This is a genomic window from Lysinibacillus sp. FSL P2-0066 (genome assembly GCF_037969495.1).
Taxonomy (GTDB): Bacteria; Bacillota; Bacilli; order Bacillales_A; family Planococcaceae; genus Lysinibacillus; species Lysinibacillus boronitolerans.
This window is the reverse complement of sequence record NZ_CP150202.1, coordinates 3534090-3553217: the sequence shown is the minus strand read 5'-3', so window position 1 is coordinate 3553217 and position 19128 is coordinate 3534090. Positions and strand designations below refer to the sequence as shown.

General features: G+C 33.9%; 14 protein-coding genes and 2 pseudogenes. 13 read left to right on the top strand and 3 right to left on the bottom strand.

The window, feature by feature from the left end:
- The first annotated feature begins 183 nt into the window (after nucleotides 1–183).
- Nucleotides 184–1107, top strand: a complete 924-nt coding sequence (locus tag MKZ14_RS17795; protein WP_339280264.1) for a hypothetical protein — start codon at nucleotides 184–186, stop codon at nucleotides 1105–1107.
- Between the two features lie 53 nt (nucleotides 1108–1160).
- On the opposite strand, the gene MKZ14_RS17790 is transcribed toward MKZ14_RS17795, so the two are convergent.
- Nucleotides 1161–1337 (bottom strand): hypothetical protein, encoded by a 177-nt coding sequence (locus MKZ14_RS17790; protein WP_339280263.1) that lies wholly within the window; start codon nucleotides 1335–1337, stop codon nucleotides 1161–1163.
- 598 nt (nucleotides 1338–1935) lie between these two features.
- Here MKZ14_RS17790 and MKZ14_RS17785 point away from each other — a divergent pair.
- Nucleotides 1936–2943, top strand: a complete 1008-nt coding sequence (locus tag MKZ14_RS17785) for a GTPase (protein ID WP_339280262.1) — start codon at nucleotides 1936–1938, stop codon at nucleotides 2941–2943.
- Between the two features lie 520 nt (nucleotides 2944–3463).
- On the opposite strand, the gene MKZ14_RS17780 is transcribed toward MKZ14_RS17785, so the two are convergent.
- Nucleotides 3464–3658 carry a tyrosine-type recombinase/integrase gene (locus tag MKZ14_RS17780; RefSeq protein ID WP_333003662.1) on the bottom strand — a complete coding sequence of 65 codons (195 nt, stop codon included), beginning with the start codon at nucleotides 3656–3658 and terminating at the stop codon, nucleotides 3464–3466.
- Nucleotides 3659–4338: 680 nt separating this feature from the next.
- Between MKZ14_RS17780 and MKZ14_RS17775 the strand changes: the two genes are divergently transcribed.
- The 6 genes and pseudogenes from MKZ14_RS17775 to MKZ14_RS17750 all read left to right on the top strand — a co-directional run bounded on the left by MKZ14_RS17775 (nucleotide 4339) and on the right by MKZ14_RS17750 (nucleotide 9488).
- Nucleotides 4339–5367: an ATP-binding protein gene (locus MKZ14_RS17775; protein ID WP_016994210.1), complete on the top strand. Its 1029-nt coding sequence runs from the start codon at nucleotides 4339–4341 to the stop codon at nucleotides 5365–5367.
- Nucleotides 5364–5867 (top strand): hypothetical protein, encoded by a 504-nt coding sequence (locus MKZ14_RS17770; RefSeq protein ID WP_016994211.1) that lies wholly within the window; start codon nucleotides 5364–5366, stop codon nucleotides 5865–5867. The genes MKZ14_RS17775 and MKZ14_RS17770 overlap by 4 nt, the downstream gene beginning before the upstream one ends.
- Nucleotides 5868–6496: 629 nt before the next feature.
- A pseudogene (locus MKZ14_RS17765) lies at nucleotides 6497–6634 on the top strand (Fic family protein); the annotation flags it as partial.
- 280 nt (nucleotides 6635–6914) lie between these two features.
- Nucleotides 6915–7673 carry a hypothetical protein gene (locus tag MKZ14_RS17760; protein WP_333003659.1) on the top strand — a complete coding sequence of 253 codons (759 nt, stop codon included), beginning with the start codon at nucleotides 6915–6917 and terminating at the stop codon, nucleotides 7671–7673.
- Between the two features lie 662 nt (nucleotides 7674–8335).
- Nucleotides 8336–8821: a hypothetical protein gene (locus tag MKZ14_RS17755; RefSeq protein ID WP_333003658.1), complete on the top strand. Its 486-nt coding sequence runs from the start codon at nucleotides 8336–8338 to the stop codon at nucleotides 8819–8821.
- Nucleotides 8822–9338: 517 nt separating this feature from the next.
- Complete coding sequence (locus tag MKZ14_RS17750) at nucleotides 9339–9488, top strand: hypothetical protein (protein WP_036078716.1); 150 nt, start codon at nucleotides 9339–9341, stop codon at nucleotides 9486–9488.
- 547 nt (nucleotides 9489–10035) lie between these two features.
- Here the strand turns inward: MKZ14_RS17750 and MKZ14_RS17745 are convergent.
- Nucleotides 10036–10400, bottom strand: a pseudogene (locus MKZ14_RS17745) (IS3 family transposase); the annotation flags it as partial.
- A 336-nt stretch (nucleotides 10401–10736) separates the two neighbouring features.
- On the opposite strand from MKZ14_RS17745, the gene MKZ14_RS17740 reads away from it, so the two are divergent.
- The 5 genes from MKZ14_RS17740 to MKZ14_RS17720 all read left to right on the top strand — a co-directional run bounded on the left by MKZ14_RS17740 (nucleotide 10737) and on the right by MKZ14_RS17720 (nucleotide 19101).
- The gene (locus tag MKZ14_RS17740) at nucleotides 10737–11114 is read left to right on the top strand and encodes a DUF3221 domain-containing protein (RefSeq protein ID WP_333003657.1); all 378 of its coding nucleotides are present in this window, start codon (nucleotides 10737–10739) and stop codon (nucleotides 11112–11114) included.
- Nucleotides 11115–12706: 1592 nt separating this feature from the next.
- Nucleotides 12707–13888 carry a DUF2399 domain-containing protein gene (locus MKZ14_RS17735; RefSeq protein ID WP_333003655.1) on the top strand — a complete coding sequence of 394 codons (1182 nt, stop codon included), beginning with the start codon at nucleotides 12707–12709 and terminating at the stop codon, nucleotides 13886–13888.
- The gene (locus MKZ14_RS17730) at nucleotides 13870–15282 is read left to right on the top strand and encodes a hypothetical protein (protein WP_312124124.1); all 1413 of its coding nucleotides are present in this window, start codon (nucleotides 13870–13872) and stop codon (nucleotides 15280–15282) included. The genes MKZ14_RS17735 and MKZ14_RS17730 overlap by 19 nt, the downstream gene beginning before the upstream one ends.
- Nucleotides 15233–15904 carry a hypothetical protein gene (locus MKZ14_RS17725; RefSeq protein ID WP_016995229.1) on the top strand — a complete coding sequence of 224 codons (672 nt, stop codon included), beginning with the start codon at nucleotides 15233–15235 and terminating at the stop codon, nucleotides 15902–15904. Before MKZ14_RS17730 ends, MKZ14_RS17725 begins: the two co-directional genes overlap by 50 nt.
- Nucleotides 15901–19101, top strand: a complete 3201-nt coding sequence (locus MKZ14_RS17720; RefSeq protein WP_339280261.1) for a hypothetical protein — start codon at nucleotides 15901–15903, stop codon at nucleotides 19099–19101. Before MKZ14_RS17725 ends, MKZ14_RS17720 begins: the two co-directional genes overlap by 4 nt.
- Nucleotides 19102–19128: the final 27 nt, after the last annotated feature.

Here is a 19128-nt window from a genome sequence, read left to right as displayed (position 1 = left end):
CTTAGGTGTAAAACATGATTTTTTGGAATAGTTTCTCTTTGAAGTTTGTAGTATGAAAAAGTGCTTGAAATATAAGCGGTTAAGAGAATTAAATAAGAGGCTGATTTGGCGTAAGAAAAAACGACGATTGATTGATATACCTACGTTAAATAGAAATTCAGCTGCTTCAAAAGAGGATGAAATATGATACATACAGCAGAGTTATCAATTGTTGGATTAGATAAGGAACATTTACGATTTAGAGAAAATCATTATGGCGAGGAACCAATAAACCAAATTTTACACAGGTATATGATGAAAGGTATTAGCATCATTGAATTTTCGAATAAGCCAATTGCATTTTGCAAGCTGGTAATAGATATTCCTTTGATTTTAAATAGAGGGAATGTGGACGAGAACGATTATGAGCAAGTTGAAAGCTATATAAGAAGAGCATTAAGCATCGTGTATGGGGATGTGCTGTTATTCGAGCAGCACAATCTTAGTAGAATAGATTATCGATTTGATGTTGAGATTTCCAATGAAAATATTAGGAAGATTTACTTTGAATTATTCAGGAAGTTAAAAAAGAGAACGGCTCACTTGGAAAAAAAGATTTATTTTACGTCACAATATCATCAATGTAAAAGCATCCACATCATCTTCTATGATAAGGAACAAGAGCGTGAAGATAAAAATGAACATGTAGAAAGGTGGGAAAGAGGGGTGATGAGATTTGAGGTGTGCGTTGAAAAAAATCATTTGAAGTATAAAAAGTATAAAAAAGGTGAGCCACGGTTTTTAAAAGATTACTTTAATAAAGAAAAATACGCCCACTATATGAACAACTACATTTTGAATATTTGCCCAACAGGTGATTTCTATTCTTATGCGAAGCTAGAAGCAATGATTGCTGCACTGGATTTATCAACTAGAGAAAAATTGCAAATGAAAGAAATTGTGAAATGTGTTTCTAAAGGAAGCTTAGACACGGCAGCTGAAAAATATTCAGCTAGCACATATCGAAAGTATTTGAAGCTGTTCAATGAGCATGGAATAAATCCGATCACGATCCCACCTAAGTACAAGCTGGATCATTTAGAAAGCTTAGTGAAGAAGACGGTTTAAATGAATAGGCGGAGTTTCTTCAGTGAAATGCAAAATCCCATCGCAAGTATGTACTAAGCAATGGGATTTTTTTGTTTGCTATTAGCATGGTCTTTTGAAATGTTCAACAGATCGAGTGCCGTTGAAAGAATGATTTTTTTCATGTCTGTACTTATTATTTCACCATTGTAAAAAACGTCTTGCTCCAGCAAAAGCGATTGCAATTCTAATTTACCAGCTACTACGTTCATTTCTACGATTCCTTTCCAATTGTCATGAAGACACCATTTTTATTTGATCGTTTACTATAAGCAGGGGATTATAGAAATATTCCGTTTTTTTTCTTAGTTCTTGTAATTTTTGCAGGAAAATCAGTAGAGGCAGATTTGTTTATAGAGGAATATAAGTCACATACTATAGGGGAATGTATCTAGATTTAGAGACTGAATGAAGTGTATAAAGTTACGGAATTGGGGTTTTGTTCTTCCATAAAAATGTGTAAAACAATTTTGGTTTTGTAGTACCAAAATTTCATGCAAAACAATGTAGTTTTGTAGACCGAAATTACGTGCAAAACAATATGGCTTTGTAGTACCAAAAATACGTGCAAAACAATGTGGTTTTGTAGTACCAAAATTTCATGCAAAACAATGTAGTTTTGTAGTACCAAAAATACGTGCAAAACAATGTGGCTTTGTAGTACCAAAAATACGTGCAGAAATTTCTGTGAAGATGTGTCCATACTTTTTATAGTTCTTTAAATCCATTGAATATACAACTTATAATGTCATTTCTTTATATATGTTAAAAAATGTTATAATTAAATTATCATATAATAGAGGTGAGATTATGACGAATCTAAATAATATGGAAGAATTTAATAAAGTATTTGAAGAAGCGTTTGAAAAAGAATCAGAAGAAATAAATGCTCAGTTATCTCAAAAAATTTTATTGGCTTTAGTAGGAGATGTCAATTGTGGAAAGTCTTCCACTATTAATAAACTTATGAATGAAGAAATAGCTATGGTAGGAGCCAAACCTGGAGAAACTGTTGATATTAAAGAAATACCATATAAAGAAAATATTGTTTTTGTTGATACACCAGGTTTAGATGATGTTCATAAAGAAAATTCCAACGTAACACTTGAGTACTATAAAAATGCCGATATTATATTATTTTTTTTAAATGCTGCTGGTACAGTATTATCAGATAATGAACTGAAAAACCTTAAAGATATTTCTAAAACTAATAATGATATAGTAATTGTTTTGAATAAAATAGATGCGGCAGATGATGTACCTTCATTAGTCAAATATATAGAAGATAAAACTTATAATCAGTATCCAATTGCACCAATATCATCTAAAACAGGTGAGAATATTGAAATGTTACAAAAACACCTATTGGATATATTAAGAAAGAAATCAAAGGATATTTTATTGGGAAAGCATTTAAAAAATAGAAGTTCTGTTGCAAATAAATGGATTGTTGGAGCAGGAGCTTCAGCGGCAGCTGTAGGTGCTTCTCCCATTCCTGGATCAGATATTATACCTATTACAGGAATTCAGGTTGGTATGATGCTTAAGTTAGCTACATTATATGATAAACCTTTATCAAAAGATAATGCAAAGGAGTTAATAATAGCTACTATAGTTGGGAATATAGGTAAATCTGTATTTAGACAGATTGTAAAATTTGTTCCAGGTGCTGGATCAGCTATAGGGGCAAGTGTAGCTGGTGCCACTACACTTGCTTTAGGACACGCAGTTAAGTATATGTATGAAAATAATATAGAAATCAATGCTGAGCAATTAAAATCGATATACAGTATGTTTTTGGAAAAACAGAAAAACTAAACAGAAGTGCTAGGGTTTTAATTATATTTGCTCGGGATGAACTGAAATTCTTCTATTAAGTACATGAATGTTTCTTTACTAACATTTCATTCGAACCAGCGTAGTAATCCAGGATGTTTATAGGATTTACAATTTTTGTTAAGTATGTGCATTTAGCAATAAGAACAAGTTAGTTTCCCTGTATGGAGATTTATAATACGGTGTTGACACGTCTGGCTATAATCTGGCTAATAATAATGAGAAGTGCTTGGAAACGTTGATATGACTAGGTTTATCAGCAATTAGTTCAAATTCCCGCCGTCTCCATTTTATGAAATCAAATGATTTCAATGAACGTCAAAATCCTTGATAAATAAGGATTTTGACGTTTTTTCTATATCATGTGACTTCATTGTTCAATCGAATGTAGTCAATTATGTTACATATTAATATAGTCAGCGAACTTTAATATTGCCTCTTCTTTCGCCTTTTGCGTAACCATGTGCATAGATGTTCATGGTTGTTTGCACATCATTATGTCCTAACGATTCTGTACTTCCTTCAAGCTAGCACCCGCTTCGAATAATAAGGAGCAATGTGTATGACGTAAGCCATGTGTAGTAATTGTTTCAAGCTGATATTTCTTTTGCACATGTAAAATCATCCATTTACGAGTTTTTGTTGGCTGTAAATATGCATTCTTCTCTTTGCTAAATACAAGCTGCTTTGTCTGCATTGTGTTAAAGCCTGTTACTAAATAATCCCTCTTCTGTTTTTTTTTTCACTCTAAATAGCCATTGTTTTATCGTCCATTTTAAACGTGCGAGCAACGCCTGTTTTTGTGGATTTAACATACAGCTTATTATTTTTCCCTCGTGAAAGTGCTTTGTTAATATGCAATCTATTTATCGAGAAATTTAATTTATGGGGAATGTAATGAAATATACAATCAAGTATATATTGGTGAAGCATTTATGTATACTCTCATATTTAATTCATTTTAAAATGTTAATAATCCAGATATAGATAGATTTCATATTTTGTAAGTTAAAAGTTGAAAATGGTATAATATTTTAAAGAAATGTAAATCACTAATGTATGTATAATTGGTATAGCGTATCATGAAAATGTCCTTTAGCTAGAGGTGAATCTACTAATGAAAAATGTCTTGGAATTTTAGAGACTTTGAAGATTTAACCTTAAAATTAAATGGTAAAGTGCTGTAATAGTTGGAGCTAATGATGTGGGGAAATCATCCATTATCAATGCAGCCGTAACCTCGCTATCGGTGATGATGGATAAAATTTCATATAGTGTTTCAAAAAAGGTGGTTTTGATGAACGTCAAACTTCTTGATAAATAAGAGGTTTGGCGTTTTTTCTAATAGCAAGTGATTGCATGAAAGGGGTTGTGAGTATGACTATTCAAAAAATTCAATTGAGTAATTTTACCGTTTTTGAGCAGTTAGATATTGAATTTTGTGAAGGAATTAATTTATTTATCGGTGACAATGGTACAGGAAAGACACATTTAATGAAGCTAATCTATTCTGCTTGTAAGGCGGCAGATCCAAGAATTTCATTTTCACAAAAAATCGTAAATACGTTTAGACCAGATGATTTTAAAATTGGAAGACTCGTTCATAAACGACATGGGACAACTAGTTCAAGTGTGAAAATTTATGCCAAAAAAGAGGAAGTGCTTAAAACATTATCAATAAACTTCAGTACGAGAACAACTAAATGGGATGCAGAAGTGAAGAATGAAGAAAACTGGGAAAAAACATTAAGTAACATCGAGAGTACCTTTATTCCCGCAAAAGAAATTTTATCGAATTCGTATAATATCATTTCGGCAAATGAAAAAAATAATGTTGATTTCGATGATACGTATATTGATATTATACATTCTGCAAAAGTGGATATTTCAGTTGGACGGAATGCACAGGGTAAAAAGAAACAACTTGAACGACTTGAAAAAATTATCGAAGGCAAAGTATTCTTTGATGTGCCAAAAGATAAGTTTTATTTAAAATATGGTCAATCGAAAGTAGAGTTTAATTTGGTGGCTGAGGGGATTCGTAAAATTGCTTTACTTTGGCAATTAATGAAGAATGGGACCCTAGAAAAAGGATCTATTTTATTTTGGGATGAGCCTGAGGCAAATATTAATCCGGTGCATATTCCTCTACTTGTAGATATGCTATTAGAATTACAAAACGGTGGCGTACAAATCTTTATCTCCACACATGATTATACATTATGTAAATATTTTGATATCAAAGCAAGGACTGAAGGCACAGTTAAATTTCATTCGCTCTATAAGACAGAGCGTGGTGTGAAATGTGAAAGCAATGAAAAATTCAAAAATTTAGAGAGAAATACAATTCGAGATACATTTATTCAACTCTATAAAGATGAAGTCAAGATGGAGATGGAATCATGATACAGGTCAGAGAATCTAACATGTTATTTGAATTTGAAGAAGATCAAATTTTTCCTATTGAAAATTCTCAGTTGCATACTGAAATTGGTGAGGGCATTAAATCAGTTGAATTTGTTGTTTCGTTAAAGGAACAGGAATTTGCTTTTATTGAAGCGAAATCAAGTTCGCCACAGCCCACAAAGGACAATCAAGAAAAATTCGATACCTTTATAAAGGATGTATCAGATAAATTTGTTCACGCCTTCAATATGTTTTTAACGGCTATTTTGCGAAGATATCATGATGAGGCAATCCCTACAAATTTTTTAGAGATGAATAAAGAGCAAGCTGTGTTTAAATTTATTTTAATCATTAAAGGGCATCGAATGGAATGGTTGCCACCACTTCAAGATGCCTTTTCAAAACATTTACTATACCATCGTAAAATTTGGGGAAGTCATGTAGTTGTGATGAATGAAGAACTGGCGAGAGATTATAGCTTAGTGAAAGAATGGATATAGATGTTGTATATTTAGTGTTCTAGTGTATAAATTGTCTCTACACCATATACTTTATTAATTGAAGTCAAAAATCCAAGAAGTGCTGAAATAATTGATATTAGTGTAGTGATCAATACTTTTTACTAAAAATGGTAGAAGGAACTTGCATGAAGAAATTTCATTTGGAATCGCAGGAGTACAAACGTGTTGAAAAAAATTAAACATTAGAAAATTTTCAAGTTGATAAACGGCTTACATTGAAGGCAATTGAAATGGTAAACTATGGAAAAATATTATCACCAAAAATGATTAAAGAAGTGATTCAGTTTGGAAAAATATAATTTTGGAGAAGATGAACGTACTTGCTTAAACAATGCCATATAGCATTTGATAATTTTTATGATATAGAACAGGCTGAACAATTGGCTTTTACAGTAAGGTCTTTAGATCTTTAGCAAGGGAAATATACAATTCAACAATTTGATTTTGATTCACACTTAAATGTATAACACTATTTATTTTAAGATATATACAAGTTTGCTTGTAAAATTCGAGATGTACAGTTAGTAAAAGGAAGTACTTTTTTTGTCAAAAGAGGTTTATTTTAACTACAGGAATTTTATCTAAGTTGCAAGAGGAAGGAACTTGAGGAACACTTGAGGAAGCTGCAAAAAAAACTAGCATACTATAAAGCTGAATTCAATCTACTTCATCCTTTTAGAGAAGGAAATGGTCGAACAATACGTTTGTTTATTTACTTGTATGCTTTAAGTAAAGATTTTATGTAGGAGTATATGGATTTGGGTAGCGAAGAATATATGAAAGCAATTATTGCTTCAAAGACAGATGAAACAATGTTAGAAGGGATTTTTTAAAGACATTAAAAGGGCTTGATAGATAATTTATGACGCTCTTTAGAGATAGTTCCATATAAAGAAATTTTACTAACTTAGTCAAAAGCGAAGTTAGAAAAATCAATTGCCCCAGTAATCATTGATATAATAATGTTTTAGATGGTTGGTTCGCCATTACATTCTCCATATAAAAAAAGAATAGGTGGGATTAAATATGCTAGTAAATGGTAATACGGATCTTTACAACAGAGAAACTGAAGAATATATAGTAGCTTATATTGATTTAGTGGGAATAAAATCAGAAATGAATAAAGGTAATAAAGAGCAACAATTAGCCATGAATAAATTGTATAACTTATATACTCACTCCATTGATACAACAAGAATGATAGAGTGGGAAGAAAATAAGGAAATAAATTTTAAAATTTTTTCGGATAATATTTTGATTAGTAGAAAATTATCTAAGGATAACGACAAACGCAAATTAGAGGTTAAGACATTAATTTATTGTGTTGCACACTTTCAAGCACTTGCTGCTTCAGACTCGGTTGGGTGGCTTTTAAGGGGAGGGATAGCAGTCGGTCAGTTATTCGTTGATGATATTATGGTCTGGGGTCAAGCATTATTAAAAACCTACGATTTAGAAAGTAATATAGCTATTTATCCAAGAATAGTATTAGATTCTACTGTTGTTAATGAAGTACAGAAAAATGACGAGTTATCTGATTTTATAAGAAAAGACTTTGATGGAGTATATTTTTTAAATTACCTATCAATGTGCCATTTTTATGGGGAAATGCTTTCAAGTGGATTTGAAATGATACAAGAAAACAATTTACTTTATAGAAATGAAAGGATATATCAGAAGCTTTATTGGCATATGGAGTTTATTAACAGGGAACTTGATAGAAAAAATGAGCAAAAAGATAAAAAATACAGATTGAAATTTTCTCCTGACTATTTAATAAAATAATTCATAAAATAGAGATTGAATGTCTCTCCAAGCATAGGAAGTACATTGATTTCTTGAAATTTGAAGGATAAGGGGGTGATGTTGTTTATTTCTGCTTTCGCAGTTCAGTGATATATCGGCGAAATGCAGAGAGTTTGGTTAATCCTTCTTCCATCAATTATTCCTACATAGCTGGAATCGATTTTCCGTCTAACTGGATAGTGCATACAAGGTGTATATGAATAAAATATAGAAAAACACTTAATACATTGGTATGACAACGTTTAAGTGTTTTATTTCGTCCCAAAATTTCATTTTGGAACTTCTTTGTGCTTAACGTTTTAAATGCGTACATGCCACCCTTATAAAATAATTCGAAGTTGCAAGAAATCTCGATTTCAAAATACTGGAGAAAGAGGGGAAAGCTAAACTTTCAAAAAGTAAACCAAGTTACGGAAGACTACCCAAATCCTATGCTTATAACAAAGTGCAAGGTCGTAAAGATATAAATGGAAATTGGGAATGGCTAGTAGATTGGGATGATAAAAAAGGATATCATATTAATATTATTATTGGTAAGAAAAAGCCATACAAAATAGCGATTCCTTTTAAGTGCACTCAAAAACAATATAAGGCTATTATAGATAGCTACAACAAAAAAAGATGATAGGAAGAATATATCTGTGAATGCAGAAGAACGTAAAAACAAATTAAAGTCCTTATTAGAAAAGCAAAAACAAAAAGCTATAGAAGATGATAAAAAAGCAGAGATTTCCTTATTAATGGAGCCTTTCTCTAATAAATCAGATTTAGAAGTTGTCGATCTAGAAGAGTTGTTAAAAGTTAAAGAAGAATTTAGCCAATCTTTTCCTGTTGAATTTTGGGCTAGTAGAATCCATTGGGAAAAAGTAGATAAAAAAATCGAACTACCAGTCGATGATTTTAATAAAATTGAATTAATTTTAAAAGACCAGGGTTTGTTAACTGATATACCAGTTTATTTCTTTTTTAGTGACAATGCTTATTGGCTTAGAACAGATATAAAGAACATTTTGCAAAACTTAGAAGATATAGCTTGGTATAGAGGGGATCGATACGTCTTTTCCAGTAATCCTAAATTTGTTATTGAATTTTTTCATGATGATTTAATTACAATCGGATGGCATTAGAGATAATTCGCATTACGGACCATTAGAAAACCTCAAGATCCATATCTATCATTCCACTTGTATTAATGAAATTAAGTTATAGGTAAGTGGGCGAAGTTATTACAGTCTTTTGAAATATTGCTAAAACTTACACATCTAATATATATTAATAAATATTGTTTACTGGGATAAGGATCATCGAATTTATAGCTTAGATAAATAATTATGGCTATTTATTATAAATTAACCTTTTATAAAGTACCTTAAACCCTTATGGCTCTGAGTCTGGAAAGTTTATTGTTTATTAATTGAAATTATATGCTTCACGTCACAAATAAAAATAAAGGTATCTACATCTAAAATGTGTGCGGATACAGATATTTTAAATACATTTGGCTATGAATTATTTACTAAGCTTTTACTGAATTTAAAGTTAAGCGGTACAACAATATAGGAAAAAGGTTTACATCAGCAAAATAAGGTATACTATATTTGTTGAATAGATTTCTTTAAAGGCAGGAAAAGTAGGTGAACCAAAGTGGGGAAATATCAATTGGATACTAAAGGTAAGGTGGCTGTGGCAAAGTATCATGAAAAAAACAAGCCAGCCAAATTTGATAAAAAGCAGCAACTTGAGAAAATACGTGCGGCGTATTTGAAAAAGAAGCAAGAACAAACAGATCAATAATATGGATGAAAACATAGGAAGACTAAAATCTCCCTATGTTTTTCTTTTTAAATTGATGACATAGACATATAAATGGGAGTCACCATCTACAATTGAGGACAAAAAATTACATGATTTGAATGCATTTTTCTGTTTTGATAATAATCTTAAAACTACATCTTAGCCCCAACGACGATTGAGTGGGAGTAGTCATAAAGCGAGATCGAGATAACCACCCGTCTATCTCTTTAAACTGATATCCATCGTTTTTGGTTAAATGTGAAAGAATTCATGTGAATATATGCATATCAAACTCTTCAAAGGCTCTATTTTGGGTATTATTTTTATAATTGTTTTTACATCTGAATGTCTCAGTCTCTTAGTATTTTTTTTTATTTGCATCTGCTTTCAATAATAGAGACTAATGTCTTTAGAGGTAACTAAGGTTTTTCTAATAAAAAATTATCTTTATTTGTAGCATTCCTAAAATCAGAGCGCAATTAAGTAGGTTACACATAAATGAATTAAATAGTTAATTCATTTATGTTAGCTTCGTTATTTCATTTGGCTACTTGGGTAAATGAGTTCGGTATTGCACCGAACTCGTTTTTTAATTTTGCCTTGATCCGTTTCATATTATAGTAGTTTATATATTTTCCTAATTCTATTTTTAATGCTCTATACTTTCTAATTCCCTCATGTAAAGGAATTCGGATTTCCAAAGAAATTCTCCATGACTGAGTTGTCGTAACAATTTCCTTTACGAGACATACTTTGAACACCCCCTCTTGATTCTAAGGCGCGACGATATTTATTCATTTAATAATGCCAGTCTTGATCGGTATACATAAGTAACTGGTGGTGCTCAGGTAAACGTTCGAGTGCTTTATCCAACATGTCTGAAACAAGTGAATAGGTTGGTCTAGAGTAAACTCTAGTGTTTAATTTGTATACGGCTGAATAATAGCTTCAACTACACTGTATTTCATATTGCTTAGCTATAGCATAGGAGCTTTCCGTTCCATTCCTCTTAAGCAGCGCTCAACAGCTTGTAATTTATCTTCGGCAGTTCAATATAAGTTTTTTTATTTTCCTAATTCCATCCAATTGCATTGGAAATTTCAAAATATTTTCTGTATTCCTTCTTTAGGAAGTATAACAAGTGAAGTATTTTTTTGTATTGTAGAATAGAGGTGAGCACAGTATTTGGTATATTATGTACATTTAAAATGATATGAAAATTACTAAATGTATAAGGTGGTGGTTTGAATGAAGAACAGAATTCCCAAACCTATTATCAACACAGTCTTATTGTTACTTTTTCTTATTGCTTTATGGTTCTTAGGTAATGCTAGCCAACTATCAGCTAGTAAAGAAAATACCGAAAGTGAAATTGGTTATATAGTAATACATGAAGGAATAGTCTATTTTATTCAAGGAAAGGACGTTCAACAATCAGATATAGAGAGTTTCTCTAGCGAAAATCTCATGTACTTAAATAAATTTGATACAGTTTCAATTTTAATTAATGAATCGAAACTTTCTATGAAAGTAATTAAAAGTGGAGATGAAGTGAGGATTTGGTATTCTGAAATTTCGGAGTCAAATCCAGCAAAAATCAAAGTTATTCGTATAGAAAAACTGTGACCAAAATTCTATTTTTACTAAATATAAACTAATTACCATTTATTGATAATAACTTTGTTTATTTCCTTTATTTATTAGATTGTTAATTAACAACAGTTTAGAAGGAAGAGTCTCACATAATGTCGATAAGTTTTTCAAAAGCTATAACGAACTTGGAAGTCACACGATGATTGTTGAGAGAAATAAATAGAGTGGACTAAGGGGAAAAATATTGTATAGGTATAGGAATTATTAAGATGATAATGGTTATTGGGAGTATGAAAATTATCTTGTAAACGATATCGATATGCCCATTAAAAAACCGTATTGAAATGAAAATATTTACATATCAATCACTGTGAGGTTGAAAGTGTAGAAAAATTGGTGATTATTTTACAATAAAAAGACATGAGGAACTATAAAAGTTGATGATTTATTACAAATTAAACGAGGGTAAGTTGAAGAACAAGAAAAAAGTAAAAAATATGGCAAGCAGTGAACGGTTATTGGTAGTGAAGAAAACTATTATTATGGATAAAATTAAAGAGGTAAAGATACCTATATCATGAAGAGAGAAAGAGAGTCTGTTTAACAGGCTCTTTTTTGTATTCTTTTGAAAGCCTCTTACAATGCTAATGGTTCCATTGAGCTTTTAGCTATGACAAGAAAAAAATCCCAAGCCGTACAATGAATTAAGGTCTGGTCAAACGACTTCAGTACGAAAGGGAATCCAAATGGATAATAAAAGTTTAGCATATATCATGAAGTATCACATCGTCTTTATACTAAAGTATAGAAGGTAAATTTTTTAAGGTTAATTTAAAACAGTTATAGATAGAATTCTTCGCCAATTATAGGAGGTGTAGAAATTATTGAATCAAGTGCATATCCTAATCGTTTTCATATTTGGTAAGTATCACACCAAAAATAAGTGTTTCATCATTTGTAGGTTATTTGAAAAGTTAAAGTAGTTTCATGATATTTAATCGACATGCGAACGGCTACTTGCTCGCCTTTAGCGGATAGTGAGAAAATGGAGTGCAGTTGGTGGACCTTTCAGAATGTTGTTAGACATGGGCCCGTACCACAGTTTTTTTATGAGCAAAGCAAACTACCAGTTAAATAAAGGTTATTGCTTGAGTTTTCAGACGATTTTTATTTTTGCAGCAATTTGGGAGTAAAATAAGGCTATTTAATTAAATTACTAGTACTTATAATAAAATTAAATTTAGAGGTGTTACTTATGGTGAAAAAAATCAAAGGGGTAAAGAAAATTTAATCTAATAATGTTTAGTAATTTTATAATTATTTATAATTTAGAATTTGGGTGATCTAATTATAGGGCGTTATATTACTGAAGATCATTAATTAGACAATCGTCTAGTTCAAATTTAACCATGAGTGCTAAAACACTAGCAGCGACATTTATTAATTAGTCCGCCAATGATTCTTACTAAATTTAGAGAATGACCCTCAAAGAGATGTACCAGCAGGAAATGGGCGGTAGGAAAAGATGCAATCGATTGTCATATTGTTTCGAGGCTGCCGACGACAAACAAACATATGGAACGCTACTACTATATAATGGAACAAAGTAAAAGGAGGGTTTTACGATGCATGAGGCATTTATCCAAGTGTATTTTTTGAAAAAAGATGAAATAATTGAAAAGGTAGAACAACAAGAGCAATTAATGGTTGCGACTATAGTTAAAAAGACTGCGCGTACATTTCGTAAAGTCGCGCATTTAAAGTTGACAATGCATACAGAATTTACTTCCCCTCTTCCTAAAAAATTAGCATCCTATAAATTCACACCAAATGCGAAGCGAATGTTAGATGAATCGAATGACACGATTCAACAGTGGCTACAACAGGGCTGGATAGTGCGCGAAATTCGTTATCATACAGATGGTATAAGCATCAAGGAGGATTATTACCGCATTGGCCCAGCTTACATAGAAGAGCAACAAAAATCCGAGCAGCAACAGTTCACAAAACAACAGCAACAGATGCAGACGTTACAGCAAAAGGCTGAGAAACTAGAGTTACCAAAGATATTTCAACAGGCGATTGAATGGAATGCGCTGCCTATACAGTGGACAATGAAAAAGAGGATGAAATATATCGAGTTTTGTTTAGCGTTCTATGCATTATCCTTGCAAAAGGAGCTATTTGATTTTAAGGAAATCGGCGCGACTTTACACGATAAGATTGGGGGCTCAAAGGTATTTGACCAACAGCGCGAGGCTTTTTTAGCGCAGCTAGAGCAAAGTGGAATTGACCCGACGCTTTACGGGCTAGTGAGCATCGGGAAAATTGTGCCAATTTATTTTACTGGTAATGTGCAAAATAGTATGGCAACGTATACGATTGGCGTGGTGCATGCGACGACCGATAATGCGGTCTTACTCTCCCCTTTTACTACGACAAATACAACATTATGGCTTGTTGAAAATCGAGCAATTTTAACGCGTATGGCTGTAGAGACAGAATTTTTAAGGCAAACGAATTCCTGCATCGTTTGTTTAGATGGCCAAATTCGTTCTGCACACAAGCAATTTATAGAGCAATTACTGCAATCTGCTATTAAACAAACGATCATTTGGACAGATACTGATAGCGAGGGTATCACGATTGCTAAGTACGCCGCCGCATTGGCTAAAGGAACGGTAAAAATAGTTGGGCGTGATTATGAGCTGTATCATTCAATTGAAAGCTATATAAACCAGGTGCAAGAGGCGCATGAACAGGAACAGCAGTTAGGAGGGGTGGAACAATGGATAAAATGGATATAAAAGCACCAATTTCGATTTTTACAAGTGATTACCAAACTGCAGAATTTATGAAGTCAATGCGTGATTTAGCATCATTAGCAGGTGTCTTAAAGGAATTAAGCACAGAAAAAATGTACGATTCCCCAATCGAAATTATTCGTTTTTTAAATGTTATTCAGTTAATTAACGAAGCTTCTCTCGGTATTAAAGATGCCATCGATAATGAGGAAGTATTATACTACCGATATCAGTCTACGTATTTGCAAGATAATGATCCGCCAACATTAGCGCACATTACAAGAATGCTTACAATTTTAGAACGCAATAATTGGATAATCAAACAGAGCCGTCAAATTAAAATGCGTGACCGTGGTAAAAATTTAATGGACGGATTAATTCGCATGGGGAACGATGCACTTGCTTACTATTTGCAAGATGATATTGGTCGCTCGCTATTTCAAGCAAGACGCGATGCTGAAATAAGCGCTGCCTACGACGACCAAGGGATTTCTGGAGGCAATAAAATCGCATCGATGATTTACAATGTTGAAGAGGCGATTAAGCAATTAGAGGAACGCCAGCTTGAACTCCTTGCTGATCGCAATGCCTTACCGCAGTTGGAGAAAATTAATCTGCTTATGCTTGAGCTTGAAACAAAATTAAATGAGCGCTTACAACAGTTTGGCACTGTCGAAGAAAGTACGAAAATGAGCGATTTAATGCTCCGAGGAACGGCTGCAATTTCAAAAGGGACTTCACTTAGCTTAAGCTTGCTAACAAAATATATACGCTTTGTCAATATGCAGCTCACACCTACCGCTAACACCATTTCACCTGAAAAAGTGCGCCAGTTTATTTTGGCGATGCATTCACCAGAAGCTAATCCGAATATCCCGACAGCCCATGATATTTTAAGTTTTATGGAACAAAATCAATATGAAGAAGAGGCGATGGATGGCCTGTGGGTTCCTGTGAAATTTGCTGCACCAATTGGTCCACATGATATTACAGATGCCATACATTATTTGCAAACGTATGAACCGAAGCTAGAAAAGCCGATTTCTCATCAGCTTGAGCCTGAATATGAAGAGGCTGAAATGGATGTTCGTCCAATAAAAGAAGCCCTTGAGGAGGTTTCATGGAAAATGACCCAATCACTGATTGATACTGAGCGAATTGAAAATTATTTAAGCGAGCATGGTGAAACAGAAATGGAAGAGCTCATTGTGGAATCAAGCTCAAATAGATGGCATGATGCAATTCTTTCATTACTAGCTGTCTCCGCATTAACTAGTAACAATAAGGTTGAACAGCAGCCTGTCGAACAAACGAAAGATTATGACAAACAATGGGAGTGGATAGACGATGACGACAAACGATTTACCGTTCGACAATACCCTCATGATGATGAATAGTTTAAAGGGTTATCTAACTACCCAAGAAGAATTAGCATTTATGCAGTTATTATTTTCTTCATCTGCATCGATCAAAGGGGCCAATTACGGCTTAGGAAAGAAGGATTTAGAAAAGCTACTTGGCATTAAAAGTGGAGATGATGATGCTTTCCATTCATTCATTAATCGTTTAAATGCTGCGTTAAGTCGCTATTTCCGTATTATTTATGATGATCGTCGAGACCGAGTGATTGTCATGATGCATGTAACCGCAAAACATGCGAAATCAACATTAAGCAGTGAGGCGCTCGCCATTATGCTGTATTTGTTTTATCACCAAGAAGTACTTGGCCATGAATTTACACTGCTGCATCAAATTCTAGTTGATTTTGGCCATGAATCATTGAATGCCAACCGCAAGTTGAAAAATAATATCGATCAACTGAAAAAAATTGGCGCGGTTACAGACTACGAATCCGTTTCTGAAGAGGCCTATATGTTAACAGCCATAGGTGTACATATGTTTTCAGAGTCATTTTTACGACGTACAACGGAATTTGCCCAGGAAACACAGCTTAGTAAAGAAGAAGTAATGAAGTTTTTCAATCGTTATAACCTACATATCAAGGAGGAAAACGAATGATCCCGTATCAATTGAAAATTCATGGCGTTCGCGACTACTCACCGCGAAGCATTCATTTTGGGGAAGCAAACGAGCATATTTTAATTACTGGTCCAAATGGTGTAGGGAAATCGACATTAACATTTTGCCTTGGTGCCGTGCTATATTCTTCGAAGGTAGAATTAGAGGGACTTCGTTCAACAAATTTAAAAGTAAATGACCCTTGGTATGCACGTATAACGCTCGTATTTCTAAATGAAGGCCCAACAAAAATTGATGGTCCAAAATTTATCGCCTTTCAGCTGACGGTCAATCAAGATACGAAAAATAGCCCAATTCAGCGTGAGTATGAGGTGTTAAATGGGCAAGATACGGAGAATTTAACATCCCATGCACGCTATACATCAGGTGGGACAGCGGGACGTACATTCAAGGCGTATCGTGAAGATTTGCGTGTGCGCTATAAAATTGAACCAGATGTTTATTATTTAATTTGGTATCAGCAAGAAGTCAATCAATTTGCGGCGATGTACCCGGAAGAGCGTTTCCGCAAATTTAGTGATATGTTTGAGATTTCTGATATGCAAAAGGAATGGGAAGCTTCATTAGAAAAAATTAAAGAAGTTCGCACGGAAATTGAATATTTAAAGGGTATTCAAAAAGGTGCGGAGCTAAGTGTGAATGCGGCTCAAACCGAGCTCAATAAATATTTAGATAACAAAAGGCGTATTTTCACATCTGGTCAAAAATACTATACATTGCTCCATCACATCATTACGTATTATAGCACCTCAATGGAAAGGATGGCCGAGCAAAAGGCTAAATATCAAGTGGAAAAGGAAAAATTAACGGTTACTCAGCAACAATTAAAGAGTAATATTGATAGGCTAGAGCAACAAAAATCACAATTATTGGAGAATGTTGCGACATTGTCACAGCAATTAATCATCATTACAGATAACTTACAGCAGCAAGAAAATGAAGACACACAGCAACAAGCATTGCAGCTGCAGTTAGAGCAGCAGCTCGAAGAAATCGATGAAAAGCGAAAGCAATTACGTTTTGATGCCGAAACGACACAACGTAAGCTAGAAGAAACCAATGAACAATTAGCTATAATTACAAACCAAATAGGTGAACTTAGAAATCTGCAAAGCCAATTACGCCAGCAACAGCGCGAGCTCGAACAAGAAAAAGTCCATATAGAAATCACTTCATCAGAGCTAAAAGAAAAAATGATAAATGCAGAAAAGCACAAAGCAATTTATGGAAGCAGTGCGCAAATCGAGCAGCAAATTAACAATCTATCACGGCAAAATGAACAAGGTTTTGAACAGATACAGCGTCTATCAATGGACCTAAAAATGTTGGAGCAGAAAGTGACACTGTATGAACAAAAAAAGGTTATATCCAAACGCCAGCAGCAGGGACTACTTCATTTAAAGCAGCAGCAGCTAGAGGCGTACACATTACGTGAGTTGATCGAGCTTATGCCATCTGCTCCATTGGCGTTAGAAAAGCAACTAGAGGTGATTAAATATACCATTTTTTATGTCGGAAAAAATTATAAGCCGGTCAATGATTTGTACTATGTATCACTTCAACAGCTTGTGCCGACTGAAAGTATCTCTAAGCTACCAGATTATGGCTTACAAATTCGTGATGATTTACCAGAACAGCAGCAAAATTATGCGAATAAGGCGCTATGGTGGGTGAAGCAATTTTTCTTAGAGAGCCCTAGAATCGAGCAAGGTCTATTATATGATACGCGCGGTATTCGCGGTGCGCAGGAAGCGGCTCAATATATTTTAAGTGATATGGCCATCGAAAAGTTGTTACAGGAAGTACAACAGAAATATACAAAAACAATGAACGAGAAGCAACATTTAAAACAACAATACGAAGAAAATCAACAACAGTTGAAACAGCTACAAGGTCATCTTCATACGATGCAATTAGCCGAAAGTACTTTATTAAAGCAAGCAGATTATGCATCTTATAGGCAGCAGCTTGAACTTGTTGAAGAAAAATTGTCAGCCCTTTATGATGAGCAAACCGTACTTGAAATCCAACTAGATAAGCTGAAAAGCGAGCAAATTGATGCACAGTATCATCAGAATATTTATAAGCAACAATGGCAAATTCATGAGGAGCTAGGTGCCTTTGCAGAGCAGCAAATGCAGCTACAACGGATTGAGCAGGCAAGAAAAGAGTTACAGCAAAATATTCGAAAACTTACTAAGGAACAAGAGACGAGAGAGCAGGAAATTCATCAGCAAAAACGTAAGCAATCGCAACTTGGTGAACAGCAACAACTTTTCGAGAGCGAGTTAAAAATTGTCGAAAGTCAACTAACTGGTTATGATTTATCGATTCAAAAGGCTAGGGACAAACTGGAGTTGGATGAAACGATGAAAAATCGCTGTGAGCTTGATATGATTGAGCTTGAGCAGGTGCTACCACAAGAAGCACAGCAACTAGACGAACAGCTCACGACGAACTTATCACTGACAATGCTACAGGCTGAAATTGAACAGGCAAAAGCAGAGCTACGTAATGCTCGCCTAGAAAAAATTAACGAAAATGCCCAGCAGAATTATGATCAACAAAAGGCTGATTTCGATAAGAAAAATGCTGATCTAGCGCAATCGGAGCAATTACTTGAAAGCAATACAATTCGTGCAAAAGACCTAGAGGACCGCTTAGAAACCACGATTACGATGCACCTGATCAAAATCAATACGCTTTTCCAAAAGTATATGGATTTGTTTCAATTTGAGGGGCAAGTCGAAAAGGAACGCATTGAGGATAAATCAGGTCGCGTCAATTTCCGACTTTATATTAAAGCGCGTAAAATTGGGCATCAAGGTGCGCTTGAAGATGTGAGTATGAAGGCTCGTAGTGGAAAGGTGGGGCTAGGTGTATCAGGTGGGGAGGAATCACTAAGTTCACTTCTTTTCGCACTTGCGCTATTACAAAACTTAACTACTTCACCAGGCTATATCGTGCTCGATGAGTTTGATAGCGCATTAGATGATGAGCGGAAAAATAAGGTGTTTAATCTTTATGCTAAGGAGCTACAACGTAAGCTAATTATTGTGTCACCAAAGGGGCATGATGAAATGTATTACAACTGCTTCTCAAAAGTATTCATTGTGGAGCATGATGCAACAATTCCGAAAAGTACGATTCGCGGGATTCAGCCAAAAAAGTTGTGAATGTCATCACTATAATGGTATAAGGGT